Genomic DNA, 25,608 nt, shown 5'->3' with positions numbered 1-25,608 from the left:
GCATCCCTAGGGAGAAACATGAACCGAAATCGTGAACGTGCCGCGCCCGCGAACCACCGCGTCGCCATTGCCGGAACCGGCGCCTGCCTGCCGGCGAGCGTCGTGCCCAACGCCGAGCTCTCGGATCGCATGCATGTCGCCCCCGAGTGGATCGAGGAGCGTACCGGAGTCCGTGAACGGCGCGTCGCCGCCGACAGCGAAGCGACATCGGACCTTGCCACAGCCGCCGCGCGGCGAGCCATGCTCGCCGCACGGCTACAGGCGGACGACATCGACCTGATCATCGTCGCGACCTCCACACCGGACAAGCCGATGCCGGCCACCGCCTGCATCGTGCAGGCCAATCTCCGTATCGGCGGTTGTGCGGCATTCGACGTCGACGCCGTCTGCACGGGGTTCGTGTACGCCCTGGCGGTCGCCCGCTCGATGATGATGACCAACCCGCGGCTTCGCCACGCGCTGGTCATCGGGGCGGACATCTACTCGCGCATCCTCGACTACACCGACTCGCGCACCGCGAGCCTGTTCGGCGACGGGGCGGGCGCGGTCGTCCTGTCACGGGCTCCGGCCGGGCTGGGCATCACCGATATCGAACTGGGCGCCGACGGCGCCAAGGCCCACTACGTACGCATTCCGGCAGGAGGAAGCCGCCGGCCCGCGTCCGCCGAGACCCTGCGTGACGGTGACCACTTCTTCAAAATGGACGGCCGAGCCGTACGCACCTTCGTCGAGGCCATCTTCAAGCGGATGCTCAACAACGTGCTGGAGCGGTCTCAGCTGACCATGAGCGAGCTGGCCCTTGTCGTACCCCATCAGGCGAACGTCCGGCTCCTCCACGACTGCGCGAAGAAGGCAGGCCTGCTGCCCGACCAGCTCGCCATCAGCGGTGACCGCTACGGGAACACCGGTGCGGCCTCCGTCCCCGTCACCCTCGACGCCGCCGTCCGCTCGGGACGTGTCCAGGGCGGCGACAGCGTCCTGCTGCTCGCCTTCGGCGGCGGCATGACCTGGGGTAGTGCCCTGATGACCTGGGCCCCCCGCGACCAGTTTCAGCCCGTTCCGAAAGGAATCACGTCATGACCTCCCCCCTCGACATCTCCTACGCCGAGCAAACGCCGAAATCGCGACGGCAGTATGAACGAGCCGTCACCTCCATCCCCGCCGGTGCGACCCGCAGCCTCAACTCCTGGTCGCCGCACCCGGTGTACCTCGTCCGGGGCAGCGGCACACAGGTGACCGATGTCGACGGCCGAGTGTATGTCGACATGCTGAACAACTACACCGCTCTTGTCCTGGGGCACGCCGACCCCGAGGTCGTCGACGCCGTCTGCCGTGCGGCCAGGGGCGGGACCAGCTTCTCCTTCGCCACACCGCAGGAGAGCGAGCTGGCGGAGCTCCTGCGGGCGCGGGTCCCCTCGTTACAACGGCTCCGCTTCACCGGCTCTGGAACCGAAGCTGCGATGTTCGCGATGCGCCTGGCCCGCGCCCACACCGGACGCAACCTCATCGCCAAGGTCGAAGGCGGCTATCACGGAACCCACGACGACGCGCTCGTCAGCGTCCGCCCCCACCCCGAGTCATGGGGGCCGTCGACCGCCCCGACCGCAATGCCGGACATGGCCGGTCTCCCCGCCGGATGCGACCAACGCGTCCTGGTGCTGCCATTCAACGACGGGGACGCGGCCGTCGCACTGCTGCGAGCCCACAGCCCGCGCGTAGCGGCCGTTATCGTGGAGCCCATCCTCGGCGTCGGCGGCGTCATCCCCGCCACGAAGGAATACCTGCAGGCGCTGCGGGAGGCATGCACGGCTCTAGGGATCGTGCTGATCTTCGACGAGGTCATCACGCTGCGCGTCGCATCCGGAGGCGCGCAGGCCAACTACGAGGTCACCCCCGACCTGACCGTCATGGGCAAGGTGATCGGCGGCGGGCTCCCCATCGGCGCCTACGGCGGACGCGACGACCTGATGCGGCAGCTTGAACCCCAAGGCGGCACCGACGTCTACGACGCTCGCGCCGGGGGCCCCCGCCTGTATCAGGGAGGAACCTTCACCGGCAACGCCTGCAGCCTGGCCGCCGGCCTGGTGACGATGCGCCGGCTGTCGCCGCTCGCCCATCTCGGCCTCGCCGCGAAAGGTGCGCGACTGCGCAACGAACTCACCCGCCGGATCGACCGTGACGGCCTTCCCGCCCACGTCACGGGGTACGCGTCCCTGTTCAACATCCACATCGGCGCAGGTGTCGTGACCACCTTCCGCGACACTCGCCGTGTCGACCCCAAGATGCAGCAGGCGTTCTTCCTGGGCCTTCTCAACCAGGGCTTCATCATCGCCCCTCGCGGTATGGGCTGCGTCTCCACCGCCACCCGCGACCAGGACATTCACGACTTCGTCGACGCCGCCGCCTCCGTACTCGCCCAGATCTAAGCACACCCGAACAAACCAGGAAGGAACGCCATGCGACTCGGATGGAACCCACACCAGGAACGGCGACGAGAACACTTCCGGCGTTTCGCCGCCGCCACCATCGCCCCCGACAGCGCGACCCGCGACCGCGAGGGCACCTTCGACCGCCAGATCTGGAAGGAACTGGCTGCGGATAACTTCTGGACCGGTCACATCCCCCGGCGCTACGGCGGAGAGGGAGGAGACATGTGGGACTTCCTCGCCGGGTTCGAGGGCCTCGCCCTCGGCGCGGACGACTGCGGGTTCGTTCTGTCCGCCGTCGCCCACGCGGGCCTCATCCAGGTACTGCTCGACCACGGGACCCCTGACCAGCGAGGCGATCTGCTGCCGGGCCTTATGAACGGCCAGATAGGGGCCACCGCCGCGACCGAGCCGGCGGGTGGCTCCCATGTTGCCGCGATCGCCACCAGCGCCGTCGCGGCCGGTGACGGCTATCTGCTGTCCGGTCACAAGGCGCACATCACCAACGCGCCGGTCGCCGACATCATCCTCATCGTGGGCCGGATCCCCGAGCTCGGTAGGCGCGACATCACCCTGTTCATCGTCGACGCGGCGGATGACGGCGTGACCACGGGACAGCCCGAGGATCTGCTCGGCCAGCGAACCAGCCCCACCGGGTCGATCAGCCTGGACCACGTCACCGTGTCAGCCGATCGAGTGATCGGAGCCGTCGGCGACGGCCTGACCACCCTGTACTCCTTCCTGGCGTTCGACCGGCTCATGTACGGCATCGTCGCGGCCACCCAGCTCGAAGCGATGATCGCGCACGCTATGCACCGCGTGCAGACACGGTGGGCCTTCGGCGTCCCCATCGGCGAACACCAGCTGATACAGGACAAGCTCGTGGACATGAAAGTGACCATGGAGAGCAGCCGATGGCTCGCCTACTCCACGGCCGCCGCACTCATCGATCACGATCCCGGCTTCAGCGTCCGTGCCTCATGCACCAAGCTCACCGCGTCGGAAGGGCTGGTACGGGCCGCCACAGAACTCATCCAGATCTTCGGCCACGCTGGCTACGACCGCGCCGGCGTCATTGAGCGCTACCTGCGCGACGCCGTCGCCGTGCGCATCGCCGGCGGCACGACCGAGATGCAGAAGAAGAACGTATTCAAGTCCTTGAAGGACTCCGCCCCGCTCGCGGTACCGGCCAAGCCCGCTGTGCCCGCCGCCAGCCAGGCGTGAAGCCGCTCAAGCCAACGAAAGGATGACCTCCCCGTGAAAACCGCACCGACACAACTCCCCGTCCACGGCAGCCGCACCATCACCGTCACCGCTCCTGACTGCGCCTCCCAATGGGGGAACGACGGGCTGGACGTCCTGTCCACTCCGGCGATTCTCGGGCACATGGAACGACTGTGCGTCGACACCCTCGCCGCACACCTGAGCCCCGGCGACATGACAGTCGGAACGGGGGTACAGATGCGCCACCTCGCTCCGACAAATCTGGGCGAGAACGTCACCTTCCGGGTCACCACCGACCGGCTCACCCGCAACATCACCGTGTCGTTCCAGGTCACCGACGCGAACGGCCGGCTGCTGAGCGACGGCACCCACCAACGGGCGGTCGTCGACGAGACGACCTTCCGTGCCCGCCTTTCAGGGGCGGCCGCCGATCGCCGGAGCACCCCATAACCCGGAGCCGGCCGGGCGTCCCGCCCCTCGAATCCCGGGGGCACCACCAGAGCCTTCAAGGAGCAGCTCATGCCGTCAGACTTCAGCGTCATGGATCCGCCCGACATCCGCATCCTGATGAACCCCGAGCTCATTCTCGAAGATCGCAAGGGAGCACTGTGCCACCTCATCTCATCCAGCTACATGCCAGAGCGGCAGGCTTGGAGCTACGAGACCCGTGACCTCGCCGGCCGCGTCACGAGGATCTCCAGCCTGATCGGTCACCAGATCCTCGGAGAGGCGACCCCGGCCCGCGACGAAACGGACGTCACGGCGTCCGAGGAGATGAACGTGATCCTCCAAGGCGGTCCGGCCGGCCTTCCGCACCATGAACGCCTCCGGTACGTATCACAGGCCATACACGACGTGAAAGTGCCCCACGGAAATGGGTACGAGCACTTCGCTCCCACCCACACCTACCAGAAGCTGAACGGATATCACGTGGCGGTGTTCCGATGGACCGGCACCACGAAGATCGCCGAATGAGGGAAACCTCCCATTGAGCTGGTCGAGCTCGCCCGCGTCATCCCGTTCTCGATCCACAGGGTGCCCACCGTGTCGTCGGTCACCGGGCCGGTGGCCCGGCAGGTCGGACACAGGTGGGTCACGGTCGCCGATCCGCTGGAGGTCACGCCCTCACCCCCCCAGCCGGGTGCGCGCCCAGCCGAGCGCGGCGGCGGGATCCGTCCCGGGCGGGATGCGGTCGGCAGGGGTATGGTGAGCCATTGATCGATCAGCCGGCCCAGGTGTTCGGGCACGTCCGAGGTGAGGCGATCGGCGCGTTCGGGCGGGTGCCGGCTTGCATCAGGTGGCGGACCTGCAGCAGGTCGGCGTCGGTGCCGACGGCGGTTTCGAGCTCGCGTCGCAGCGGCGCCAGGCCGGTCAGCAGCCAGTAGGCCAGGGCGCCGACGCCGTACAAGTCGGACAGCGTGCTGGGGGCTGCGTCGGTGACGCCGAGTTGCTCGGGGCTGGCGAACCATTTGGTGCCGCCGGGGGACACGGTGGAGATGCTCTTGCCCGCCTGGTGCAGCTGGGACATGCCCCAGTCGATGATCCTGATGGTGGCGGGGCCGTCCAGCGCACCAGGTACGGCTGCGTGAGCGGCTGGTGGAGATGCACGCCTGGATGGCCAAGTCCCTCGCGCGCCGCTACCGCAACCGGGGCGAACCCATGGAAGACCTTCTGCAGGCCGCCTACGTCGGCATGGTCAAGGCCATCAACGGGTTCGACGCCGGCCTCGGCTACGACTTTCGCCGCTACGCGACCGTCACCATGGCGGGCGAGGTCAAACGGCACTTCCGGCACCGCGCGTGGGCCATCCGGGTTCCCCGCATCCACCAGGAGCGCCGCTCGCGGCTGATCCGGCTGTCCGCCGACCTCAGCCAGGCCCTGGGCCACTCGCCGACCGTCGCCGAACTGGCGGCCGAACTGGGCCTGTCGCAGGAGGACGTCCTGCTGACGATGGACTCCTCGGCCGCCTACAGCGCCCTGTCGCTGGATGCCCCCTCGACAACACCGAAAGCACCTCCATCAGCTTGGCCGACGTTCTGCCCTGCTACGACGACGCACTGGACACCTTCATCGGCACGCAGTCTGTCAAGCCGCTCATCGACGCCCTGCCCACCCGCGAGAAACACATCCTGCTGCTGCGCTTCCACGGCAACCACACCCAGGCAGAAATCGCTGCCGAACTCGGACCCTCCCAGATGCATATCTCCCGCATCCTGCGCAACGTCCTGAGCCAGCTACGAAAAGCACTGACCGACTAACCAACCGACCGACCGCATCTGGAGGGCTGTGATGACGGTGAAGAGCGGGGCCAGGTCCGCGGGCCGCCGGGCGGCCTCAAGCCGCTGGCTGGAATGGCTGGCCCGGGCCGGGTTCGTGGCCTGCGGTGTCGGAAACCTCGCCGACCGGCCTTCCAGACCACGGGGAATCGAGGAGGAAGGTCACCGGGGCCCCTGGCGTAGGGGGCTATCCCCATCAATCCTCGTCGTCGGCGTCAGGATCACGCAAGGCCCGCCGCCGCCCGCCGCCCAGCTGCGGACGTTGAAAGGAATAGCGGCCGTGCACATTGATGTGTCGCCTGATAAAGGGACTGAGCCGGGTCACGTCGTCATCCAGCACCGGATAGCCCTGCGCCCGCAGCTGACGCAAAGCATCGTCAATGTAGACGGTGTTCCACAGCACCAGGCAGTTCAAAACAATGCCCAGCGCTCCTAATTGGTCCTCCATTCCCTCGTAGTACCGCTGGAACACCTGGCTTTTGCGGCCGTGGAAGACTTTCTGCGCCAGATCGTGGCGGCCTTCCTGAAGGTTGCGGATGCCCTTGATGCCGCGCCGCATGCCCTCGTCATCGATCAGCGCCAGCACATGCAGACTCTTAAAAATCCGGCCGTAGGTGTTGATCGCCTCGCCCATCGCGGTCGGCCGGCCGTCGCGCTGCAGCATCCGCACCACGTCGTAGGGATTGACCGCGCTGGCGTAGATGGAGCCGACCAGGCGCAGGACGTCCGGCCACCACCGGGTGACCTTGCTCAGGTCCAGCCGCCCGCGCGCCAGCGCGTTCAGCGCCCCGTAGTCAGCGTCGGCCTGGACCCGCCACAGCTTCTGGTCCGGCAGATCGGCCAGCGCGGTGAAGTACTTCGAGACGGGCCGGATCGACACGGGTTGCAAGGGCAACGGAACCCCGAACTGACCACCGATGCGGGCGCCACGGATGGCACCTGAGCGTCACGCCGGCGGCCGGGCGAGTTTGGCGGCCACGGCGTCGAGGACCCACTCCAGGCCGGTCGCGAAGGACTCCTCGGCATCCACCTCGGCGCCGTCGCGCACGGCCTTGGCCAGCGTTGGGAAGCGGCCCGTGACCAGCATCCTGCGCACATGCGGGCCGGAGGCGCGCTGCCAGTCGCGCTTGGACAGGCCCGTGGCGCGCTCGGCCCGTACGTCCGCGATCTCGCGCCTGATCGCGCCGGTGAAGTAGGCGCTGACGGTCTCCACAGCGCGCCTGACGGTGTCGACGTCGGCTAGGCCGTCGAGGGCGGCCAGCGTGGCCTCGGTCACGGCGAGGGCGTTCGGGCCCAGGGTCGGACGGCCGCCGAGCAGGTCGGCCAGCCATTCGTGACGGCGGGTGGCCTGCCTGGTGCGGTGGGCGCGGACGCGCAGCGCCTCCCGCCAGTCACCGGGTTGCTCCTCGGGGAGGATCTCGGCGTGGACCTCGTCCACCATGAGGTCGAACAGCTCCTCCTTGGTGGAGATGTATCCGTACAGCCGCATCGGGCCGGCGTCCAGCCGGGCGGCGACCTTGCGCAACGACACCGCCTCCAGCCCGCCCTCGTCGGCCAGCGCGATGGCGGCGGCGACGATTCGCTCCCGGTCGAGCGGCACAGGTCGTGTCGGCGGCTCCGGCCGGTCCCACACAGTCATGGGTACATCGTACTGTTGCGATACACTGTAGTTGTTAAATACAGTGTATCGACATGAGACATCGTATCGCCGTGATTGGGGGAGGCCCCGCCGGCCTTACCTTCGCCCGTGTCCTGCACCGCCGCGATCACCCCGTCACCGTCTTCGAACGCGATCCCGCGCCCGACGCCCGTCCCCCGGGCGGCACGCTGGACCTGCACGAAGGGCTGGGCCAGCTCGCGCTGGACAAGGCGGGGCTGCTGGGGGAGTACCAGGCGCTGTCCCGTCCCGAGGGGCAGGCCATGCGCATCCTGGACATGGACGGGACCGTCCTGCGCGACTGGCGACCCGGTCCGGATGAGCGGGCCAATCCCGAGATCGACCGCGGGCAGCTCCGTGACCTGCTGCTCGGCCCTCTTGGCGTTCAGTGGGGGCGGGGCGTGACGGAGGTGGTGCCGGGGACCCCGGATGGCGTGCTGGTCCATTTCGCGGACGGGCGACAGGAGGCGTTCGACCTCGTGGTCGGCGCGGACGGCGCCTGGTCCCGGGTCCGCCCGGCGCTCTCGCCGGTGACGCCGCACTACACCGGCGTCAGCTCGGTCGAGACCTCCCTGGACGATGTCGACACCCGCTACCCCGACCTCGCACGGTTGATCGGCGACGGTTCCGTGGCCGTGTACGGCGTGAACCGCTCCCTCGTCGCCCAGCGCAACAGCGGCGGCCACGTCAAGGTCTACACCAAGTTCCGCGCGCCGCTGGACTGGCATGCGGGCCTGGACCCGGCCGACGTCGAGGCCATGCGATCGAGCCTGCTGGCTCTGTTCGACGGCTGGGCCGCTCCCGTCCTCGACCTCCTCCGCCACGGCACCGCTTTCGTTCACCGCCCCTTCTACGTCCTGCCCGTCTCCCACACCTGGGATCACGTCCCCGGGGTGACGCTGCTGGGCGACGCCGCCCACCTGATGCCCCCCTTGGGGGTGGGCGCGAACCTCGCGATGCTGGAAGGCGCCGAACTCGCCGAGTCCATCGCCGCCGCCCCCGGCGACCTGGACGAGGTCGTCCGCGCCTTCGAGGAACAGATGTGGGTACGGGCCGGCAAGTGGGCGAAGATCACGACGGCCGGTCTGGAACGCCTCGTGAGCCCGGACCCCGCCGAAGCCCTCGCTGTCTTCGACCAAGTCCAGCCGTCCTGACTGCCGCTGGATCGCCCCCGCTGACGGAGGAGGCCTGTCAGCCGGGGCGGCGGAGGGTGCGGCGTACGGCCAGGCCGCCGAAGGCCGCCGACGCGAGCGTCAGGATCGCCGCCTCGGTCCACTGGAAGCGCCAGAATCTGGACGACGGATGGTAGTAGACGGCGTACCGGTAACCCTTGCCGAACAGGCACGCCTGCCACGCCTCGGCGTTCTTGTTGCTCTGCCCCGCATCCACCCGCCGCGGGCAGCCACTGCCAGCCGGCTCGGCGACCTCTCTCCCGGACGGCTCCACCCAGGCAGCGCTCACCAGCCGGGCGTCGGGATCGTCCAGCAGCACGGTGCCGGACAGCTCGGTACGCGCCGGCTCGGCGTAGAAGTCGCTCAGCTTGAACAGCGTGACCATCGTGACCGCCACCACGGCCACGACCAGTGCCATCGCGGGCAGCGTACGCCGGAACAGGGTGCCGGCCGCGGTGCCGAGCGCGAACGCGTACAGCCACCACGCCGCCGGCTCCACGCCGACCATGTTGAACACACCGATGTTGCCGAACGTGGAGTCGACGCCCGCCCTGAACACCGGCCGCCACAGGCTGACCATGAGCGACAGCAGCAGCCCGCCCGCCACGACCGCCCCGCCCAGGATCGACAGCTTGACCGCCAGCCACCGCCACACGGGCACGGACTGGGTCCAGGCCAGGCGGTGGGTGCCGCGCTCGTACTCGCGGCCGAGCAGCGGCGCGCCCCAGAACGCCCCGATCAGCGCCGGCGCCACCAGCGGCATCCAGCCGAACACCGAGTAGGCCGCGTCGTAACGCTGCCCGAGCGCCACCGCCAGGTCTCCGCACGCCACGGCGGGCCCCGGACAGCCGGGCGGGGCGTGCTCGGCCACGTACCGGCTCGCCTCCAGCGCCGAGCCCAGCAGCAGGACTCCCAGCAGCGCCAGGAAGCCCGCTGTCACGAGGAGCTGTGCCCGGTGCTGGCGCCACGTCACCCAGATCACGCGCCCACCCCCGTCAGGCCCGGCAGTGCCGCCGACTCGGGGCTGCGCAGGTAGCCCATGACGAGTTCTTCCAGTCCGGGGCGCCGCGCCTGCCAGCGCGGATCGAGCGGGGGCGCGCCCCTGATCAGCATGCTGACCTGCCTGCCGGTACGGCTCGCGCCCACCACCCGTGTCCCCGCCGCCGACGCCTCCTCCGGCCCGGTGAGCACGAGATGCCCGTCGAGCAGGTCCTCGATGTCACCGCTGACCTGCAGCCGGCCTCCGTTCAGCACGATCAGCCAGTCGCACGTCTCCTCCAGGTCGGAGACGACGTGCGAGGACAGCAGTACGGTCAGCTCCCGTTCGGCCACCTCCGCCATGATCGAGCGCATCACCTCGTGGCGGGCGAGAGGGTCGAGGTTGGCCAGCGGTTCGTCCAGCACCAGCAGGTCGGGCCGGCAGGCCAGCGCCAGCGTGACCGCCACCTGCGCCTGCTGTCCGCCCGACAGTCCGCTCACCTTCCGCTCCAACGGGATGCCCAGCCCGGCGAGCCGGCCGGCCGCGGCGGCGTCGTCCCAGCGGGTGTTCATGCGGCGGCCGAAGGTGAGCATCTCGGCGACGGTGAAGCTGTCGTACAGCGGCTTGTCCTGCGCCACGAACGCCGCCTCGCCGGCCACGCGGACGCTTCCCCGCGCGGGTCGCAGCAGGCCGACGGCCGCGTGCATGAGCGTGGTCTTGCCCGCGCCGTTGGGCCCGACGAGCGCCGCCACACGTCCCGTGGGCACGGACAGTGAGCAGTCGCGCAACGCCCACGTACGGCGATAGCGGACTCCCAGCCCGGTGGCCTCCAGTCTGGGACTCATGCCACGCCCTCCTTCGCGACGTCGGCCAGGACCACATTGAACAGCGCCCGCAGATCCTCCTGATCGAGCCCGGCCCCGCGGGCCTCGCGCACCCACGCCTCCAGGCCGCGCCGCAACCGCGTGTGCTCGGCGAGCGTCGCACCCGCGATGCCCTGCCGGACGAACGTCCCCATCCCCGGCCGCCCCTCGACCAGCCCTTCGCGCTCCAGCTCCCGGTACGCCTTGAGCACGGTGTTGGGGTTGATGGCCAAGGTCTCGACCACCTCGCGAGCGGTCGGCAACTGGTCGCCGGGCCGCAGCGTACCGAGCCGGAGCGCCTGTTTGACCTGGTGAACGAGCTGCAGGTACGTCGAAACCCCCGAGCCGCGGTCCAGGTTGAACTCGATCAACCGAAAGCACCCTTTCACTATTCGAATAGTGAAAGGGTGTTGGATTCGACCGTCCGTTGTCAACCTGGGACGCGAGCATGGTGCGGATCGCCGCGGACTGCGGGGTGTCACGGATGGCCTGGCGCATCACTTTCCGACGAAGGAAGCGCTCCTGGCCGCCGTGCTCGAAGAACGGGATCGGGTCAACGGCGAGTTGTTCTTCGTCGGATTCGACGCGACGGCGGATGGCCTGAGCAGGGTCGGCGGTCATGAACTATAGGACGGACCATTCCCACCACGCGGCCGCGCGGGCTTCGGCCAGGCGGGTCAGCGCCGGGTGGCGGTCTTGCCTAGGGTGCGGTGCGGTAGAACTCGGCCGCGGTGACGGTGGCGGGGATGCCGAGTTCGGCGGCGACCGCGGTGATCGCGGCGGCGCCGACGTCGAGGTCGGCCTGGCCGTCGGTGTGGAAATACGGTGCGATGAACGTCTCGTAGTGGGCCCGGACTTCGTCCGCGGTGTGTCGGCCGATGAACGTCTGCATGTGTCGCAGCGTGATGTCGGGTTCGTTGCGGATCGTCTCCAGGGCGCGCCGGTGGGCTCGTACGACCGCCTGGACCGCGGGGTCGTCCGGCTGGACGTAGGTGGGATCGACGGCCACGCCTACGGTGGGGATCTGGAAGTGGTCGCCGATCCAGGCAAGCACCTGCCAGCCGTTCTCGGCGGCCACCGCTTCCGGTGCCATGGTGCTGCCGACCAAGGCGGCGTCGATCTTTCCGTCGCGCAGCCGGCGCAGGTCCATGCCGTAGTCGCCGGGCGGGCGGACGATGGTCTGGATGTCGCGGTCCGGGTCGAGGCCGGCCTGGCGCAGGACGATCCGGGCGAAGCAGCCGGGTGCGGTGTGGGGGGCGTGGATCGCCAGCCGCCGGCCGGCCAGGTCGGCCAGTGAGGTCAGGCCGGAGCGGGCGAGGAACCAGAACAGCGGGCGATGGGTGTTGACATTGAGTGCGACCCAGGGGATGCCATCGGCCAGCCGGGTCAGCAGTGCCCGGCCGAGCCCGATGGTGGCGCCGTGGCGCACCCGCTCGTTGTCCCAGGCGCAGCCGTCGCGCAGCGCGACGTGGACGCCCTCGTCGGCGTAATAGTCCTGCTGGTCGGCGATGTAGGCGGCCAGTTCCTCGTGCAGGCCACGCCCGACGAAGGTGAGATCGATCGTGTCCATGGACGTCTTTCCTTGATCATGTCGCCGCGCGTGCCGTGACGGTGTACCGGATGCCGGCCAGACTGACGGCCTCACTACATGGACATCCCGCCGTCGACCGCGGCCGTCGTGCCGGTCATGAAGCCGTTGTCCTCGCTGGCGTAGAAGGCGACCACTTGGGCGACGTCGCCCGTCTGTGCCAGGCGGCCCAGGGGAGTGGCGGCCACCTGCTGCCTCTTCTGCTCTTCGTCGAGCGCCTTCGCCGCAATGCGGGTGTCCTCCACCGGGCCGGGCTCGACGACGTTGACCGTGATGCCCTGCGGGCCCAGCTCCTGGGCGAGGTACCGGGCGAACTGCACCAGTGCGGCCTTGGCCGTGCCCAGTGCGATCATGTTCTTCCGGGGCCGGTGGCTGAGGCCCGTACTGATGTAGACGATGCGTCCCCAGCCCTGTTCGGTCATGGAGGGCAGGACGGCTTTGGTGATCACGTACGCCGCACGCATCTCGTCGTCGAGCTTGCCGCCCAGTTCTTCCCACGTCATGTCCTGGAACGGCTTGATCGCGTACGGGGTGAGCGCGTTGTGCACGAGCACGTCGATGCCGCCCCATGCCGCCCTGACCCGCTCGGTCAGGCTCTCGACCGCCGCCACCTCGCGTACGTCGGCCTGCACGGCCATGGCCTGGCCGCCTGCGGCCTCGATGCCGGACACGATCTCCTCGGCCGCCGCGCCGCTGCGGAGGTAGTTGACCACCACGCGCATCCCTCGCGCGGCCAGAAGGCGCGCGGTGGCCGCGCCGATTCCGCTGCTGGACCCGGTCACCAATGCCACCCTGCTGGTCACCCCAGTCACGGGCCCACCCCCTGCTCGTCATCGCGGGCGTCGGTATGACAGCCCGGAGTCGTACATCGTTGATGGTGGGGGTCTGTTAAAGGGGATCGCTCCGAAGAGGCGGATGCGCGCGGGCTATCCGTGGTCGCCTAATGGCTCGATTTCGCTGTGCTCCCGCATGAGCTCCGCATACCCGGTCACATGGGGTTCTATCGCTTCGGTCGGTTGCCAATTATGGCGTCATCCGACCCGCTGCAGGGCGCGCTCGCGGCGTGCCGTCATGGTTGAGCCGGACTCGCCGTGCGCCATCCGGCGCAGCACCACCGGCGCCAGGAGCAGGCCGAGCACCGCCCAGGCGCCGAGTACGCCGACGGTCTCCAGGTGTCGCCAGGATTGCCCGATCTCGATGGCCGCCGCGGAGTCCGGCAGCAGGGCTGACCGCGTGCCCAGGCCCATCCAGTAGATCGGGAAGGCCTGGGCGATCCATTGCAGCCACTCGGGCAGCGCGGTGATCGGGTAGAAGATGCCGGAGATGCCGATCACGGCCAGGAACGGTAGCTGGACGAGCCCCTGGGCGCGTGCGCTGGTGAACACCGAGCCCAGGACCGCGCCGAGCGGCAGGGTCGCGACCAGGCCGAGCGCCAGCGTCCAGGCCAGGGTGGGCCAGGAGCCGGGGCCGATCCGCAGGCCCTCGACGAGGAGCATGGCAGGCACCAGGAAGATGACCAGATCGGCTAAGAGACCGCCGGAGACCGAGATCACCTTGCCGATGAGATAGGCGGGCATCCCGTGCGGGGTCGCCTTGGCGCGCAGCAGGGTGCCGTCCTCGCGGTCGGCGGTGAGTTGCTGGCTCATGCTGATCATGCCGGTCGCGGCGTTCATGCCCAGGATGCTCGGCAGCGCCAGCGTGCCCAGCAGGAGCCCGCTGGATCCGAAGGGCAGGTCCCGGATGAAGAACATGGTGGCCACCATCAGTCCGGGCCAGAGGAAGTGGGAGAACAGGTCGGCGCCGTTGGTGAACGACTGCCGCAGCTCGATGCGGCCGCGGGTCCAGCCGGTGCGCAGTACGGTCGTGGCCGGGTTCATCGAGTGGCCTCCTGGGGAGATTCGGCCTGGCGGACAAGGGAGAGATAGGTCTGCTCCAGCGAGGCACGGTGGACTTCGAGCTCGTGGATGTCGTCGCCGTATCGGGCGAACAGCTCGCGGGCGAGCTTGGTCGAGTCCGTGGTCCGCTCCGTGAAGCGCTGCCCGCCGCGCAGCCAGCGCACCTCGTCCTCGCCGGTGATCCGCTGCGCGAGTTCGCCGGCCGTGCCGTCGGCGATGATCCGGCCGCCGTTGAGTACGAGGGTGCGGTCGGCCAGCTTCTCGGCCTCGTCCAGATCGTGGGTGGTGAGCAGGACGGTGGTCTCGCCGGTGCCGACGACGCGTCGTACCAGATCGTGGAACTCGTGTCTGGCCTGCGGGTCGAACGAGGCGGTGGGCTCGTCGAGGAACAGCAGCTCGGGACGGCCCACCAGGCCGATCGCTACGTCCAGTCTGCGCCGCTGTCCGCCGGACAGCGTCCTGAGCTTCTTGCCGGCGTGCTCGGTCAGGCCGACCGCCTCGATCAGCTCGTCGGGGTGCCAGGGCCGCTTTATCCGCGGGGTGGTGTACGGGGCGTAGTAGGCGCCGAGGTGAGTCAAGAACTCGCGTACGCGCCATTTGCCGTGATCGCGCCAGGACTGCAGCACGACCCCGAGCCGGGCCCGCCACCGCTCGTCGCCGTGCGCGGGGTCGGTGCCGAGCACCTTGACCTGGCCCTGTGAGCGGGTGCGGAAGCCCTCCAGGATCTCGATCGTGGTGGTCTTGCCGGCGCCGTTCGGGCCCAGCAGGGCCAGCACCTCGCCGTGGCGGGCGTGGAAGGTGACGTCGTGCAGGACGTCGACCGAGCCGTAGCGCATGCGCAGCCCGCCGACGTCGAGCACGACCTTGTCGCTCGTCGTCATGAGATGACCTTTCCTCGTGGATTGAGGGCCCTTGCGTGAGGCGTTGCGAGGGCATGCCGGATCACGGCCTGAGCCGAGGGGCCCGCGTCGCTGCGCGGGCGGCTGCGGCCCAGGCCGGACAATGAGAATCAGGTGGCGTCGAGGAACGCCAGACCGGGACGGTGCAGACCGGGACGGTGCAGAACGGGACGGTTCAGACGGGTAGGCGAGGCGGTGGCCTATCAGCTGTTTCCGGCGAGCGCCTCCCGAGCGCGTGCCATCAGATCCACCCGGTCCAGACCGGCCAAGGCGAGCGCGCGGGGGACTGTGCCGATCTCGGTGTCCAGGATGCCGAGCAGCAGATGCGCCGGACGCAGGTCCTTCTTGCCGGTGGCGGCGGTGAAGCCGCGTTCGATCGCGAGCCGCGCCGAAGCGCCGAGCTTCGGAGGCTCGGGGGCGGCGGTGGGCTTGGGGAGGTCGAAGGAGGCGACGCTCACGCCGACCGCGCTCAGGCTGTGCTCGAACTCCCGGTCGAGCGCGTCCCGGATCGCCTGCCGCCCGAGCCCGGCAGCGGTCAGGACGCGGTGAGCGGCGGTGCCTTCGCCGGCCGCGATCGCCAGCAGAAGATGGTGCGCCTCGATCGCCGAGGACCCATCCTCTTGCGCCTCCGCCGCCCCCTGCTCGATGATCGCGTTGATGTAGTGATCGATCGCACTCACTGTCGTCTCCTCAGCGCGACTCCGGCGGCGATGAGCCGCTTGACGTGCTTCTTGTGAACCGCCTGGCGGGTGACGCCGAGGGCCTCGGCGACATCCGGCCAGCTCCAGCCCGCGCGCATGGCCTGCTCCACGGCGGCGTCCTCCAGCCGATCGGCCAAGAGCCGCAGCGCCACGACGGCCGCCAGCGAGTCGGCGGGATCCTTGGGAACGGGTACGTCTTCGACCGGCATATAAGCAACCGTAGTTGACTAACCGTCGATAGTCAACGCCGGTTGCTTAGAATCTCAGGCGGCGGGCAGTTCGTGGAACCTCGCGATCATCGGGTTCGTTGATGGGGAGTGGGGAGCAATGCCAGCAAAAGACGCCCGCGGAAACGGGATCGCCGACGCGACAGCAGAGCCCCGCACCCGGCCAACGCACCGCGCCGACCTCGGATCCAGACCCCCGACAACCTCTGGTTGACCTGGGGGCTGCCCGCGGCCGGCGTGGTGATCACCTTCGAGCTCCTGTACTACACCGTCTTCGCCGACAAACTGGGCGGTACGAGCGTTCTCGGGGTTCTGGGGGCCGCCGCTTGCGCGTTCGCCGCGCAGTTCGCCAGTGGCTTGTCCGGGTACGTCAGGAACCGGCGAACCGAAGAATTCCCCTTCGCAGTCGTGGGCAGCGTCACGGGGGCCGGGGCGGCGGTCGCCGTACTCATTCAGGTCGTCTTCATGAGCTGAGGACGGTCCGGGTTCTCGGCTCGGCGGCTGTCACCGGGCTTTCTAGCGGTGGGCGCACTATGCCGGGATATGGCCGAGTTGCCGCAGCTGTGAATAGAGGTCGACGACTCCCCAGATGTCGGTGATCTGGCCGTCGGCGAAGCGGATGATGAAGATCTCGTGGTAGGTGACGGACTTGCCGGTCGGGGGCATGCCCCGGTATTCACCGGAGTTGGTCCCGGTGACCGTCTGCCGAGCGACGATCTTGTCTTCCTCGGCGATCAGGTCCTCGAGCGTTATGCGGATGTCGGGATACGCGCGCAGGAGGACCTCCCATATGCGCTTTTGCGCCTGCACCGCGTTCGCGTCAGTCCGCTCCGCCGTGTGGAACTGCCCGTCCGGGTGAATGAGCTCGTCGACCGCCTTCGAGATAACCTCCAGATCGCCACTGTTGATGGCCTCGTGGAACCGGTGGTACGTCTCCTTGTTGCGTGCTTCCTGAGCTGTCGACATGTCGCCTTCTCCTTGGATCGAGATGATGCGGTCATGGACGCCTGGCGATGAAATCGGCGCCTCGGTAGCTACCGACGAGATAGCTCCTCGGATTGTGACGCCAACGCCGGCCAGCGGCGCGGCACGTGAGTGATGATCCGCCTCCTGACTGTTCAGGAGATGATCAACGCGCTGCTGGACCAGGGAGGCCAATCCGACAACGCTTCCGCCTGACGCGACGCCACACAGGCCGGACCACGTGCTCAGGCACGCGGTCCGGGCACGGACGGCGCTCGACCCCAACGGTCACAAGACCTCAGATGACACCCGTCGCCGATGAGTGCGGGGTCAAGCCGAGCTCGTAGGCCCGTCGTTTGTCCTTCGTGCAGGCCACCAGAGGCCGCACCCCGCTGCCGCGCCGCTGGGCGGCTGAGCGCACCCTCGGCTGGCTCATGCTTCACCGCCGGTCGGCGAGCCTGCCTCGGGGTTAGTCGCGCGCCTGGTCGGCGGGCTCGGACGTGGACGGCTCGGCGGCCTGTAGTGTGTCGCGCCTGGACTTGAGCAGGCTGGCCGCCGTCGTGACGGCGAGCACGGTGACGATGACGGCCAGCGAGATCCAGTTGTTGATCTCAGGGACCCAGGTGACGTGCTCGCCGCCGTTGATGAACGGCAGCTCGTTCTCGTGCAGGGCGTGCAGGATGAGTTTCACGCCGATGAAGCCGAGGATGACCGCCAGGCCGTAGGTGAGGTAGACGAGTTTCTCCACCAGCCCGCCGAGCAGGAAGTACAACTGTCTCAGCCCCATCAGTGCGAACACGTTGGCCGCGAAGACCAGGTAGGCGTCCTGGGTGATGCCGAAGATCGCGGGGATCGAGTCGACCGCGAAGACCAGATCCGCGCCGCCGATGGCGATGACGACGATGAACATCGGGGTCAGCAGGCGGCGGCCGTCCTGTTTGATGGTCAGCCGTGAGCCGTGGTAGTCGTCGGTGACCGGGAACAGCCTGCGCACCAGCCGTACGACGCCGCCGTTGGGGTCGTACTCCTCGTCGTCATTGCTGTCGAAGGCGAATTTCCACGCGGTGTAGATGAGGATGCCGCCGAAGAGCCAGAACACCCAGCTGAAGTGCTCTACGGCCTGCGCGCCCACGCTGATGAAGATCCCGCGCATGACCAGCGCCATCATGATCCCGATGAGCAGCACGCGGTGCTGGTGGATCGCGGGCACGGCGAAGTTCGCCATGATGAGCATGAAGATGAACAGGTTGTCGACGCTCAGCGTGTACTCGGTGATGTAGCCGGTGATGTAGGAGGCCGCGTGGTCATCGCCGCCGAAGATCCACACGGCTGCGCCGAAAGCGACGGCACAGCCGATGTAGAAGGCGATCCACCGGGCCGACTCGGCGAGCGTGACCTGGTGGGGTCTCCTGTTGGCGATGATCAGGTCGAGAAGGATAAGCCCGAGCAGGGCGGCGATGGTGGCCGCCCACAGCCAAGCGGGCACGGACATAGGTGGGGGCATAGCGCTCCTCCGACTTGGCGTTGACACGTCCGTCGGAGGTCTTCTCCGCCCGCGGCGTCGCGGACCGACCGCGCCGGGCCCCGAGGCGGATGACGACGTGGCCGCGAAGGAGTACTCCCCTCCACTTCGCCTGCGATCATACATACGAATGCAGAAGGTGCGGTGCTGCGTTCTCGGTCTCTTTGGCCGAGGATGGACCTGTCGTCACTCGTTCGCGGGGAGGGCTCCATGATCCCCCTCGGCCTAGAGCGCCTTTGGCGGTGATTTCAAGAGCAGTGCCGAGTGTGACGTTGAGCGACGTGCGGCATTCCGTTGACAGCGTGGTGAAGGACAGCAGGACGGTCCAATGAAGTCAATGAGTTGCCGGTCGGTGACCGGTGGAAGAATTTCGTCGGCGGCTTTCCCCGCAGCATGAGCCCGAACTGGTGCAGCTCGCGTCTGGTCACCGGCGTGATGGGACGGCGCTGAAGCTCCTCATGCGCCCAGGCCAGATGTGACCGCGCGGGGTCGGCCGCCTCGGTGACCGCGACGTCCTCAAGAGCAAACGGCACGACCAGGTAGCAGCCCACGTCGCAGAGGCCCTGCGCCAGGGAGTCGAAATCTGGCAGGTCAACTTCCAGCTGGACACGACTGGCGTGCGCGTCCTTGGCCACCACGACCTCACCCAGCAGTTCGTTCACTAGCCAAACTCAACCGAGTCCGACCCCGAGTCCCCTTGAAGCCAGGGACACAGTTCTCGCAAACGAGCGTTTGTGTCGACCGGCCCTCTTGATCTATGACCGTTCTGGCGACCTCGTCGAGTCTGTGGGGGTGTGCTCCCAGCGTTCGGTGAGGAGGGCGGGCGAGGGCGCGATCCCGGGCAGTTGGGGGTGGCGGGGGCGCAGGCCGTCGAGAGCGATGGCGATCGTACGCTTTCGGGCGTTGTGGGCTGCCTCGAGCAGGTCGGCGCGGCCCTGCCGGTCGAGCTGTTCGATCAGGGGGGACTTGCCGAGTTGTTCGATCAGTAGCGAGATGTCCATGGCCGTGGCGTCCGGTCTGAGCACTCCAGCAGCGTGCGCGCGGGCCACCAGGTCTCGCATCAGCTCATCGGACCTGGTGAACTTGGCGGCCATCTCGTCGGTGACGGCGATCGTGCCGGCCAGCGGCCCGAGAGAGCCGCCGCTGAACTCCACGCAGGCGCCGATGTAGTGAGCGAGCCCCGCCCAGGGGTCGTCATGCTGCAGGCCGCGTTCGGCGGCCGAAATCCACTGGTCGAGTGACAACGCGCACAGGTGCTGGAAGAGCTCGTCCTTGGAACGGTAGCGGCGATAGAGGCTGGCGATGCCTACTCCGGCGCGTGCGGCGATCGTCGCCACCGACGCATGCGCTCCGTCCAGGGCCAGGACCTTCTTGGCGGCCTCCAGAAGGGCGTGGTCGTTGCGTTCCGCTTCTGCGTGCCGGGGAGCTTTGCGGGCCATGCGCTCACTGTAGTCGCCTTGCGGAGCGATTCACTCCGTTATAGCGTTCCCAAACGAAGCGAATTTATCCGTTTGAAGGAGTGTCATGCGAGCTGTGGTGATGGAAGAGTTCGGAGGGCCGGAGGTCTTGCGGATCCGGCAGGTCGAAGATCCCCTGCCAGGGCCGGGGCAGGTGCTCGTCGCGGTGGCGTACGCGAGTATCACGTTCGTCGAGACGCAGGTGCGCTCGGGCGACGGGCCGTTCGGCAGGCCCGCGCTACCCCGCATCCCCGGCAATGGCGTGGGCGGTCGCATCGTCGCTACCGGACCGGACGTGGACCCGGCCCTGAGGGGGACGGTCGTGGTCACCACCACCGGCGGCGAGGGCGGTTACGCCGAGCTGGCGCTGGCTCGGGCACAGGATGCGGTTCCGGTTCCCGCGGGTCTGGAGCTGAAAGATGCGGTCGCGCTGCTGGCCGATGGGCGTACGGCGCTGCTGCTGCACCGACAGGCGGAGATCAAGCCAGCCGATCGGATCCTCGTGGAGGCCGCGGGAGGAGGTGTCGGCAGCCTGCTGGTGCAACTCGCCGCCGCGGCGGATGCCCACGTGATCGGCGCCGCCCGCGGCGCCGGCAAGGCCGAGCTGGTCACCTCGCTGGGCGCGGCCTCCTATGTCGACTACTCCCGGCCTGACTGGCTGGATCGGGTGATGGAGGCGACCGGCGGCGTCGGACTCGATCTCGTCTTCGACGGGGTCGGCGGCCGGATCGGCACCGAGGCGATCGGGGCGCTACGTGAAGGCGGACGCGTGAGCATCTACGGAATGGCCAGCGGCGCCGACGCCGAACTCGACGAAGGCCGGCTCCGGGCACGCTCCATCGGCGTCATCGGCGTCATCGGCCGCACCGCCGCGCCGAGCCCGGCCCAGACGCGCGCGCTCATCGTCGACGCGCTGAACCTCGCGGCCGACGAGAGATTGCGGCCGGTCATCGGCCAGACCTTCCCGCTCGAGTCGGCAGCCGCCGCGCATCGAGCGATCGAGTCGCGGACCACCACCGGCAAGACCTTGCTCATTCCCGCCGGCGATGCGCGTGGCTGAGATCGGAACCCACATATCTCGCAAGCCCTCTGCCAGAGCCGGAGTCCGGGAGTGGATCGCCCTGGCGGTTCTGGGCATTCCCGCCGTGTTGGTCATGATGAACATGTCGGTGCTCTATCTGGCGCTGCCAAGCCTGAGCGCCGAGCTGGAGCTCGACGGTCCCCAGCTGCTGTAGATCACCGACATCTACGGTTTCATGGTCGCCGGATCGCTGGTCACGATGGGTACGCTCGGCGACCGTCTCGGGCACCGCCGGATCCTGCTGGTCGGCGGTGTGCTGTTGCAGTACTTCTGGTGGGGGCGGTGTTCCTGCTCGCCTTTCCGGCCATGGCCCTGCTGCTGGTCACCGGCCCTTTCCTGATCCCTGAATCTCGCGCTTCGGCTTCCGGGCGGCTGGACGCGGTCAGTGTGGTCCTGTCGCTGCTGACTCCTTTGACGATCGTGTTCGGCATCAAGGATCTCGCCATCCACGGCGATCATCCACGTCAGGACCGCCCGCATCCGATCGGCCTCGGTGGGCGGCAGGGGCCGGCCGAGTGCTGGGGCCATGTCGTGGCGCAGGTGCGTGTGGTGGTCGAAGACGAGCGCGCCGACCGTGCGGAGCCCGGCGGGCGTGTAGAAGTTTCGCGCGGTGCGCCCTATGGGCGGGTGCGGTCGGGTTTCAGGCGTTGCGGCGGATGGCCCGCACGGCCGTGTCGTAGAGGTCGAACAGGTCCACCTGCCCGCCGAGGCGCACCCATTCCTCGTTGGCAGCCTGCAGGCAGGTGATCGCCGCGGCTGCGATGGCGCGGGCCTCGAGGGTGCGGCGGTCGGAGGTCGGCAGTCGTGGCTCGATCAGCGGTGCGAGCAGGTCCTGCCACCGGGCCTGCTTCTCGGCGTGGCCGGCGCGTAGCGAGTCGTTGCCGAACAGGAACGTGATCAGCTCGAGTCGCCGCTCCGCCGTCATCTGGATCTCTTCGAGGACCTGGAACGCCGCCCGCAGCGACGCCCAGGCATCCTCGTCGGCCGGCCGCTCGGCCAGACGCGCGGCGATCAGCTCGCCCTGTTCGTCCAAGCCGCTGAGCGCGAGGTCTTCCTTGTTACGGAAGTAGTTGAACAGCGTCCGCCGGGAGACACCCGCCGCGGCGGCGACCTCCTCGACCGTCGTGTCATCGAACCCCTTGACGGTGAACAGCTCGACAGCGGTGCGGGCGAGCAGCGAACGCACCACCGAGCGGGTCTGCTCACGAAGGGGTACCGGCTTCTGGGACATGCACCGAAGGTACAGTGGTTCACGTGATATAGCAACTTGCACTGCGTGCAGAGTCGTGCATACAGTGTTGTGCATGACGAAGATTGACTACTCGAACCAGACCACGATCGTCACCGGGGCCAGCTCCGGTCTCGGTGCGGAATTCGCCCGCCAATTGGCCCGCCGCGGCTCGAATCTCGTGCTCGTCGCCCGCCGGGCGGACCGGCTCGAGAGCCTGGCCGGCGAACTGACCCGCGCCCACGGCGTCACGGTGACCACTATCGCCCGCGACCTCGGTCTGCCCGACGCCGGCCGCACGTTGCGTGCCGAGCTCGAATCGCGCGGCATCTACGCCACCGGGCTCGTCAACAACGCGGGCTTCGGCACCCACAACGTCTTCACCGAGGAGGACCCGGAACGTCTGCAGAGCATGATCGCGTTGAATGTCGGCGCGCTGGTCGACCTCAGCCGCGCCTACATCGGTCCGCTGACCTCCGCCGGCTCCGGCGTCCTGATCAATGTGGCGAGCCTGCTGGGCTTCCAGCCGACCCCGTACCTGAGCGTCTACGGCGCCACCAAGGCGTTCGTCCTCAGCTTCACCGAATCGCTGTGGGAGGAGACCCGCGGCACCGGTCTGCGCGTCCTGGCCGTGTGCCCGGGTGCGATGCAGACCGAGTTCTTCGACGCCGCCGGCAGCCAGTCGGCCGATTACGGCGCGAAGCGGGCGACCCCCGAGGACGTCGTGAGGATCGCCCTCGACACGGTCGACCGCCGCTCCGCCCCGCCGTCGGTGATCACCAACGGTCGTCCGCTGGCGCTGGCCGGCAAGTTCCTGCCGCGGCGCGTCGTCGTCCGGTTCATGGGTTCAACGCAGCGCCGCGCCATGAGCCACGCCTAGCGCTTGACCATTCCGCGGTCAGCATTGTCGGGGTGCGCCGACCGCATAGCCGTCGAGGAACAGCGCCACCAGCATCGGGGTCGATGATCGCCAGTGTGCCGGCGTCGGCCTGTTCGCGCAGGTACGTCGTGAGCGTCGAGCGCATCATCTCCATCGTCGTCGTGAAGATTTCCGCGAGCTGAGGAAAGCGACCGACCTCGCTGACGATCAGCCGGTAGATGGCCACCACGCGTGGTGCGGTCCAGTCCCGGGCTATCTGCATCCCGAATCGGGTCAGCACCTGCGCGGGCGGATCCGCCATGGCGGTCATGCCGTTCAGCACGGCCTCGCGCGCTCCCCCCACGAGGTCCTCGACCACGGCGACGAGCAGAGCGTCCTTGTTCGGGAAGCGTGCGTAGATCGTCTTCTTCGACATCCCGGTGTCCCGGGCGATGCGTGAGACGCCGGCCTCGGAGAACCCCCGCGCGACGAACTCGTCGCCGACGACCGAGATGAGGTGGCGCATCCGCGCCGCGAGCGTGGCCTGCGGCGGCCGGCCGGGACGGTGACGTTTCCGACCCTGTTCGCCATGGCGTGTCCCTCCGCAGTGACGGCTGCCGTCTGCGTGGGTCGCCGGCCCGGATCGCCGGTCAAGCACCCTGAGGTGTCTGGCCTGGAAGGGTGAGCCCGGTTAGCCCGCCGGCTCCACACGGAACCCTTCAAAACGACGTATTCGCCCTCGCTTACATGACCGCAACCACGCTAACCAGGCAAAACACGCCTGGACGCAGGTGAGTGAAGATCGAAAGAGCACCCCTGCTCATGGTCGGCTACGTCATAACCCCAAGACTGAGACGACGACTCGTCTCTGCTGCTTCCGGCAGCAGAAGACCTCCGGTGCAGATCGTCTACCGGGTAGGCGGTCAGACGTCGCGGGAGTTGTAGCCCTGAAGGTGGAAGCCGCTTCCGAAGGACGGATTGCTGATCGGCTCGAGGTTCCAAGCGATCACGCGGTGCGGCCGGATGCGCAGGGTCTCGTGGTCGAAGGCCGGATGGAGCGGCGGGTCCAGGAAAAGGATCTCGGCGTGGCCGCGCAGTTCGATGCCGCGGCCGGTCTGGCCGAGGGTGTTGGGCGTCGGCGACTGGTCGTCGATGACGAGGGAGACCCGGGGGTCGGCCAGGACGTTCTTGTACTTGCGGCTCTTGGTCAGCTCCGGACCGCCGATCCGGACGGCCTCGGTCTCGGGGTCGAACCAGATCGCGACCGGCTGAACGTGGGGAGACCCGTCTGGGGCGAGGGTCGCCAGGCGGCCGAGTCCTTGGTCCGACAGGTAGGGGTCTTGGGACCATCCGGCCGGAATTGAACGATAAGCCTCCGCCGCAGGTCAGGCAGATTGCGAATGGGCGTGGGTGGAGGAGGGCGCCCACGATGCGGACACGCCTGTCCTCTCTGTAGGTCATCGGCCTGGAAACGACCGCTACGATCGGGAGAAGATCACGAGCTGTCACGCGGGCGTGGCACGAGGAGACTTGTTTGAGCGACAGCGCGACCGCCGATGCTGAGGACAAGGCCGGTGAGGCAGCTGCGCCGCCTCCGTTCGAGCCGGTGCGGGTCGTGCCAACTCGGCCTGATGGCTGGCCTGACTGGCTCGGCCGTAGGCCGATCAGCTCGGTCGACCGGGACAGGATCCTGAAGGATCTGAGTGCCGATCAGGAAGAGCTGGACGCTGTCAAGCGGCAGGACGGCCTGCGTCTCGCACCGCTGTTCTCGTCCGTGACGATCGAAGGGTTCGGCGAGCAAGGTGATCCACGGAAAGTGGCCCGGCTGCGAGCCGCCATCAACGCGGCCTGCCGGGTCGCGGCGGGCGATCGGCGGACCAGCTATCACGCGACCGATGAGCGCATCACGATCGGGATCGCTGGGCCGGACGCGCGCGAACGGATTACGGTGCTGCGCCGGCAGCTCGCCAAGATCGGCGAGCCGCCGTTGGACGATCACCGAAGATCTGAACTAACCCAGCTCTCACGGTGAGTGGGCGAGGAGCGCACTGTCTAAGCTTGTCGTTTAAGCTCTGATCTTCGCTCGGTGGATGCTTCCGGGCGGAGCGGGCTTAGCTCGACTCGTGTGGCAGTGGTCTCCAGAGTCCCTGCTGTTTCAGGAGTTTCTTCGCTGCGTGCTGGGTTTGTTGGGCGGCGGCGGTCTGAGCTGTGGCGATCTTGTGGAGTTGGTTGGAGAACAGCTCGGCCTCATCGGCCGTCACCCAGCGGAGAGTGTGGGAGATCCAGTGGTCGGACCATGCGCTCAACCCGGTGTTGATGACGGACTGCACGGGGTCGGCCAGGTCCGGGTCGTTGGGTCCGAGTCGTGCGAGGGCCTCGGATTCGACCTCGTGGCGTGGGCGTTCGACCAGGGGAAGCAGCCAGATGGAAGCCTGGTCGAGCGGCACCGCGGAGTGGTTGGGCGGCGCATCGTAGGCCCATTGCCCATCGGCGATGACCAGCCAAGTCTGCCCTGGCTTGATCTCCAGGATCTTGCGCGTCTCGACCGTCATGCTCAGAAGTATTCAACACATGGCCGTGTAAGCAGATTG

Annotated in this window: 32 protein-coding genes and 1 pseudogene; 13 read left to right on the top strand and 20 right to left on the bottom strand. The window is 68.2% G+C overall.

What is annotated here, in order from left to right; genetic code table 11:
• Positions 1 to 18 precede the first annotated feature (18 nt).
• The 5 genes from AB0B64_RS42120 to AB0B64_RS42100 all read left to right on the top strand — a co-directional run bounded on the left by AB0B64_RS42120 (position 19) and on the right by AB0B64_RS42100 (position 4,625).
• Positions 19 to 1,080 (top strand): beta-ketoacyl-ACP synthase III, encoded by a 1,062-nt coding sequence (locus AB0B64_RS42120; RefSeq protein ID WP_357955376.1) that lies wholly within the window; start codon positions 19 to 21, stop codon positions 1,078 to 1,080.
• Complete coding sequence (locus AB0B64_RS42115; protein ID WP_358185201.1) at positions 1,077 to 2,426, top strand: aspartate aminotransferase family protein; 1,350 nt, start codon at positions 1,077 to 1,079, stop codon at positions 2,424 to 2,426. The genes AB0B64_RS42120 and AB0B64_RS42115 overlap by 4 nt, the downstream gene beginning before the upstream one ends.
• Before the next feature lie 30 nt (positions 2,427 to 2,456).
• Positions 2,457 to 3,650, top strand: a complete 1,194-nt coding sequence (locus AB0B64_RS42110; protein WP_358185198.1) for an acyl-CoA dehydrogenase family protein — start codon at positions 2,457 to 2,459, stop codon at positions 3,648 to 3,650.
• A 33-nt stretch (positions 3,651 to 3,683) separates the two neighbouring features.
• The gene (locus AB0B64_RS42105) at positions 3,684 to 4,100 is read left to right on the top strand and encodes a hypothetical protein (RefSeq protein WP_358185195.1); all 417 of its coding nucleotides are present in this window, start codon (positions 3,684 to 3,686) and stop codon (positions 4,098 to 4,100) included.
• A gap of 117 nt (positions 4,101 to 4,217) precedes the next feature.
• On the top strand, positions 4,218 to 4,625 hold the full coding sequence (locus tag AB0B64_RS42100; RefSeq protein ID WP_357955368.1) for a DUF5988 family protein: 408 nt from the start codon (positions 4,218 to 4,220) through the stop codon (positions 4,623 to 4,625).
• 247 nt (positions 4,626 to 4,872) lie between these two features.
• Here AB0B64_RS42100 and AB0B64_RS42095 read toward each other — a convergent pair whose 3' ends face one another.
• On the bottom strand, positions 4,873 to 5,193 hold the full coding sequence (locus AB0B64_RS42095) for a hypothetical protein (RefSeq protein WP_358185261.1): 321 nt from the start codon (positions 5,191 to 5,193) through the stop codon (positions 4,873 to 4,875).
• A gap of 59 nt (positions 5,194 to 5,252) precedes the next feature.
• Between AB0B64_RS42095 and AB0B64_RS42090 the strand changes: the two are divergent.
• Together AB0B64_RS42090 and AB0B64_RS42085 are read left to right on the top strand one after the other, a co-directional pair.
• Positions 5,253 to 5,588, top strand: a pseudogene (locus tag AB0B64_RS42090) (sigma-70 family RNA polymerase sigma factor); the annotation flags it as partial.
• An 86-nt stretch (positions 5,589 to 5,674) separates the two neighbouring features.
• Complete coding sequence (locus AB0B64_RS42085) at positions 5,675 to 5,908, top strand: sigma-70 family RNA polymerase sigma factor (protein ID WP_357955364.1); 234 nt, start codon at positions 5,675 to 5,677, stop codon at positions 5,906 to 5,908.
• Between the two features lie 214 nt (positions 5,909 to 6,122).
• On the opposite strand, the gene AB0B64_RS42080 is transcribed toward AB0B64_RS42085, so the two are convergent.
• A complete protein-coding gene (locus AB0B64_RS42080) occupies positions 6,123 to 6,806 on the bottom strand; it encodes a Tn3 family transposase (protein WP_357955362.1) in 684 nt (227 codons plus the stop codon).
• Between the two features lie 66 nt (positions 6,807 to 6,872).
• Complete coding sequence (locus tag AB0B64_RS42075; RefSeq protein WP_358185192.1) at positions 6,873 to 7,565, bottom strand: TetR/AcrR family transcriptional regulator C-terminal domain-containing protein; 693 nt, start codon at positions 7,563 to 7,565, stop codon at positions 6,873 to 6,875.
• Between the two features lie 53 nt (positions 7,566 to 7,618).
• Here AB0B64_RS42075 and AB0B64_RS42070 point away from each other — a divergent pair, with 53 nt between their 5' ends.
• A complete protein-coding gene (locus tag AB0B64_RS42070; RefSeq protein ID WP_358185189.1) occupies positions 7,619 to 8,737 on the top strand; it encodes an NAD(P)/FAD-dependent oxidoreductase in 1,119 nt (372 codons plus the stop codon).
• Between the two features lie 37 nt (positions 8,738 to 8,774).
• Here AB0B64_RS42070 and AB0B64_RS42065 read toward each other — a convergent pair whose 3' ends face one another.
• The 9 genes from AB0B64_RS42065 to AB0B64_RS42025 form a co-directional block, all read right to left on the bottom strand.
• Entirely contained in the window at positions 8,775 to 9,737 is a 963-nt protein-coding gene (locus AB0B64_RS42065) for a hypothetical protein (RefSeq protein ID WP_358185186.1), read from the bottom strand.
• Entirely contained in the window at positions 9,734 to 10,579 is an 846-nt protein-coding gene (locus AB0B64_RS42060; protein ID WP_357955354.1) for an ABC transporter ATP-binding protein, read from the bottom strand. Before AB0B64_RS42060 ends, AB0B64_RS42065 begins: the two co-directional genes overlap by 4 nt.
• Entirely contained in the window at positions 10,576 to 10,968 is a 393-nt protein-coding gene (locus AB0B64_RS42055; protein WP_357955352.1) for a GntR family transcriptional regulator, read from the bottom strand. The genes AB0B64_RS42060 and AB0B64_RS42055 overlap by 4 nt, the downstream gene beginning before the upstream one ends.
• A gap of 329 nt (positions 10,969 to 11,297) precedes the next feature.
• On the bottom strand, positions 11,298 to 12,167 hold the full coding sequence (locus AB0B64_RS42050) for an ABC transporter substrate-binding protein (protein WP_357955350.1): 870 nt from the start codon (positions 12,165 to 12,167) through the stop codon (positions 11,298 to 11,300).
• A gap of 74 nt (positions 12,168 to 12,241) precedes the next feature.
• Positions 12,242 to 12,997, bottom strand: coding sequence for an SDR family oxidoreductase (locus AB0B64_RS42045; protein WP_358185183.1), 756 nt, complete (start codon positions 12,995 to 12,997; stop codon positions 12,242 to 12,244).
• A 219-nt stretch (positions 12,998 to 13,216) separates the two neighbouring features.
• Entirely contained in the window at positions 13,217 to 14,062 is an 846-nt protein-coding gene (locus AB0B64_RS42040) for an ABC transporter permease (protein ID WP_358185180.1), read from the bottom strand.
• A complete protein-coding gene (locus AB0B64_RS42035) occupies positions 14,059 to 14,961 on the bottom strand; it encodes an ABC transporter ATP-binding protein (RefSeq protein WP_358185178.1) in 903 nt (300 codons plus the stop codon). The genes AB0B64_RS42040 and AB0B64_RS42035 overlap by 4 nt, the downstream gene beginning before the upstream one ends.
• A 221-nt stretch (positions 14,962 to 15,182) precedes the next feature.
• Complete coding sequence (locus AB0B64_RS42030; protein WP_358185175.1) at positions 15,183 to 15,659, bottom strand: Clp protease N-terminal domain-containing protein; 477 nt, start codon at positions 15,657 to 15,659, stop codon at positions 15,183 to 15,185.
• On the bottom strand, positions 15,656 to 15,889 hold the full coding sequence (locus tag AB0B64_RS42025) for a winged helix-turn-helix domain-containing protein (protein ID WP_357955340.1): 234 nt from the start codon (positions 15,887 to 15,889) through the stop codon (positions 15,656 to 15,658). Before AB0B64_RS42025 ends, AB0B64_RS42030 begins: the two co-directional genes overlap by 4 nt.
• A 228-nt stretch (positions 15,890 to 16,117) precedes the next feature.
• Between AB0B64_RS42025 and AB0B64_RS42020 the strand changes: the two genes are divergently transcribed.
• Entirely contained in the window at positions 16,118 to 16,381 is a 264-nt protein-coding gene (locus AB0B64_RS42020) for a hypothetical protein (RefSeq protein ID WP_357955338.1), read from the top strand.
• 57 nt (positions 16,382 to 16,438) lie between these two features.
• Here AB0B64_RS42020 and AB0B64_RS42015 read toward each other — a convergent pair whose 3' ends face one another.
• The 4 genes from AB0B64_RS42015 to AB0B64_RS42000 all read right to left on the bottom strand — a co-directional run bounded on the left by AB0B64_RS42015 (position 16,439) and on the right by AB0B64_RS42000 (position 19,831).
• Positions 16,439 to 17,065 carry an ester cyclase gene (locus AB0B64_RS42015; RefSeq protein WP_358185170.1) on the bottom strand — a complete coding sequence of 209 codons (627 nt, stop codon included), beginning with the start codon at positions 17,063 to 17,065 and terminating at the stop codon, positions 16,439 to 16,441.
• A gap of 274 nt (positions 17,066 to 17,339) precedes the next feature.
• Complete coding sequence (locus AB0B64_RS42010) at positions 17,340 to 18,362, bottom strand: TerC family protein (protein ID WP_358185167.1); 1,023 nt, start codon at positions 18,360 to 18,362, stop codon at positions 17,340 to 17,342.
• Between the two features lie 278 nt (positions 18,363 to 18,640).
• Complete coding sequence (locus tag AB0B64_RS42005; protein WP_357955332.1) at positions 18,641 to 19,054, bottom strand: hypothetical protein; 414 nt, start codon at positions 19,052 to 19,054, stop codon at positions 18,641 to 18,643.
• A 93-nt stretch (positions 19,055 to 19,147) separates the two neighbouring features.
• Positions 19,148 to 19,831, bottom strand: coding sequence for a helix-turn-helix domain-containing protein (locus AB0B64_RS42000; RefSeq protein WP_357955330.1), 684 nt, complete (start codon positions 19,829 to 19,831; stop codon positions 19,148 to 19,150).
• An 85-nt stretch (positions 19,832 to 19,916) separates the two neighbouring features.
• Between AB0B64_RS42000 and AB0B64_RS41995 the strand changes: the two genes are divergently transcribed.
• Together AB0B64_RS41995 and AB0B64_RS41990 are read left to right on the top strand one after the other, a co-directional pair.
• Positions 19,917 to 20,909, top strand: coding sequence for a zinc-binding dehydrogenase (locus AB0B64_RS41995; RefSeq protein ID WP_358185162.1), 993 nt, complete (start codon positions 19,917 to 19,919; stop codon positions 20,907 to 20,909).
• Positions 20,902 to 21,084: a hypothetical protein gene (locus AB0B64_RS41990; RefSeq protein WP_358185159.1), complete on the top strand. Its 183-nt coding sequence runs from the start codon at positions 20,902 to 20,904 to the stop codon at positions 21,082 to 21,084. Before AB0B64_RS41995 ends, AB0B64_RS41990 begins: the two co-directional genes overlap by 8 nt.
• A gap of 486 nt (positions 21,085 to 21,570) precedes the next feature.
• On the opposite strand, the gene AB0B64_RS41985 is transcribed toward AB0B64_RS41990, so the two are convergent.
• Positions 21,571 to 22,161, bottom strand: a complete 591-nt coding sequence (locus AB0B64_RS41985; protein ID WP_357955324.1) for a TetR family transcriptional regulator — start codon at positions 22,159 to 22,161, stop codon at positions 21,571 to 21,573.
• Positions 22,162 to 22,234: 73 nt separating this feature from the next.
• Between AB0B64_RS41985 and AB0B64_RS41980 the strand changes: the two genes are divergently transcribed.
• Positions 22,235 to 23,038 (top strand): SDR family oxidoreductase, encoded by an 804-nt coding sequence (locus tag AB0B64_RS41980; RefSeq protein ID WP_358185155.1) that lies wholly within the window; start codon positions 22,235 to 22,237, stop codon positions 23,036 to 23,038.
• Here the strand turns inward: AB0B64_RS41980 and AB0B64_RS41975 are convergent.
• Complete coding sequence (locus AB0B64_RS41975) at positions 22,998 to 23,543, bottom strand: TetR/AcrR family transcriptional regulator (RefSeq protein WP_358185152.1); 546 nt, start codon at positions 23,541 to 23,543, stop codon at positions 22,998 to 23,000. The genes AB0B64_RS41980 and AB0B64_RS41975 overlap by 41 nt on opposite strands.
• 397 nt (positions 23,544 to 23,940) lie before the next feature.
• Entirely contained in the window at positions 23,941 to 24,324 is a 384-nt protein-coding gene (locus AB0B64_RS41970; RefSeq protein WP_358185258.1) for a pyridoxamine 5'-phosphate oxidase family protein, read from the bottom strand.
• Positions 24,325 to 24,551: 227 nt separating this feature from the next.
• Here AB0B64_RS41970 and AB0B64_RS41965 point away from each other — a divergent pair, with 227 nt between their 5' ends.
• Positions 24,552 to 25,049 (top strand): hypothetical protein, encoded by a 498-nt coding sequence (locus AB0B64_RS41965; protein WP_358185149.1) that lies wholly within the window; start codon positions 24,552 to 24,554, stop codon positions 25,047 to 25,049.
• A gap of 79 nt (positions 25,050 to 25,128) precedes the next feature.
• Here the strand turns inward: AB0B64_RS41965 and AB0B64_RS41960 are convergent, their stop codons facing one another.
• Entirely contained in the window at positions 25,129 to 25,569 is a 441-nt protein-coding gene (locus tag AB0B64_RS41960; RefSeq protein ID WP_358185146.1) for a hypothetical protein, read from the bottom strand.
• Between the last annotated feature and the right edge of the window lie 39 nt (positions 25,570 to 25,608).

Source organism: Nonomuraea sp. NPDC049129, assembly GCF_040648495.1.
Taxonomy (GTDB): Bacteria; Actinomycetota; Actinomycetes; order Streptosporangiales; family Streptosporangiaceae; genus Nonomuraea.
The sequence above is the reverse complement of the archived record's forward strand: the minus strand, read 5'-3'. Positions and strand labels throughout refer to the sequence as shown.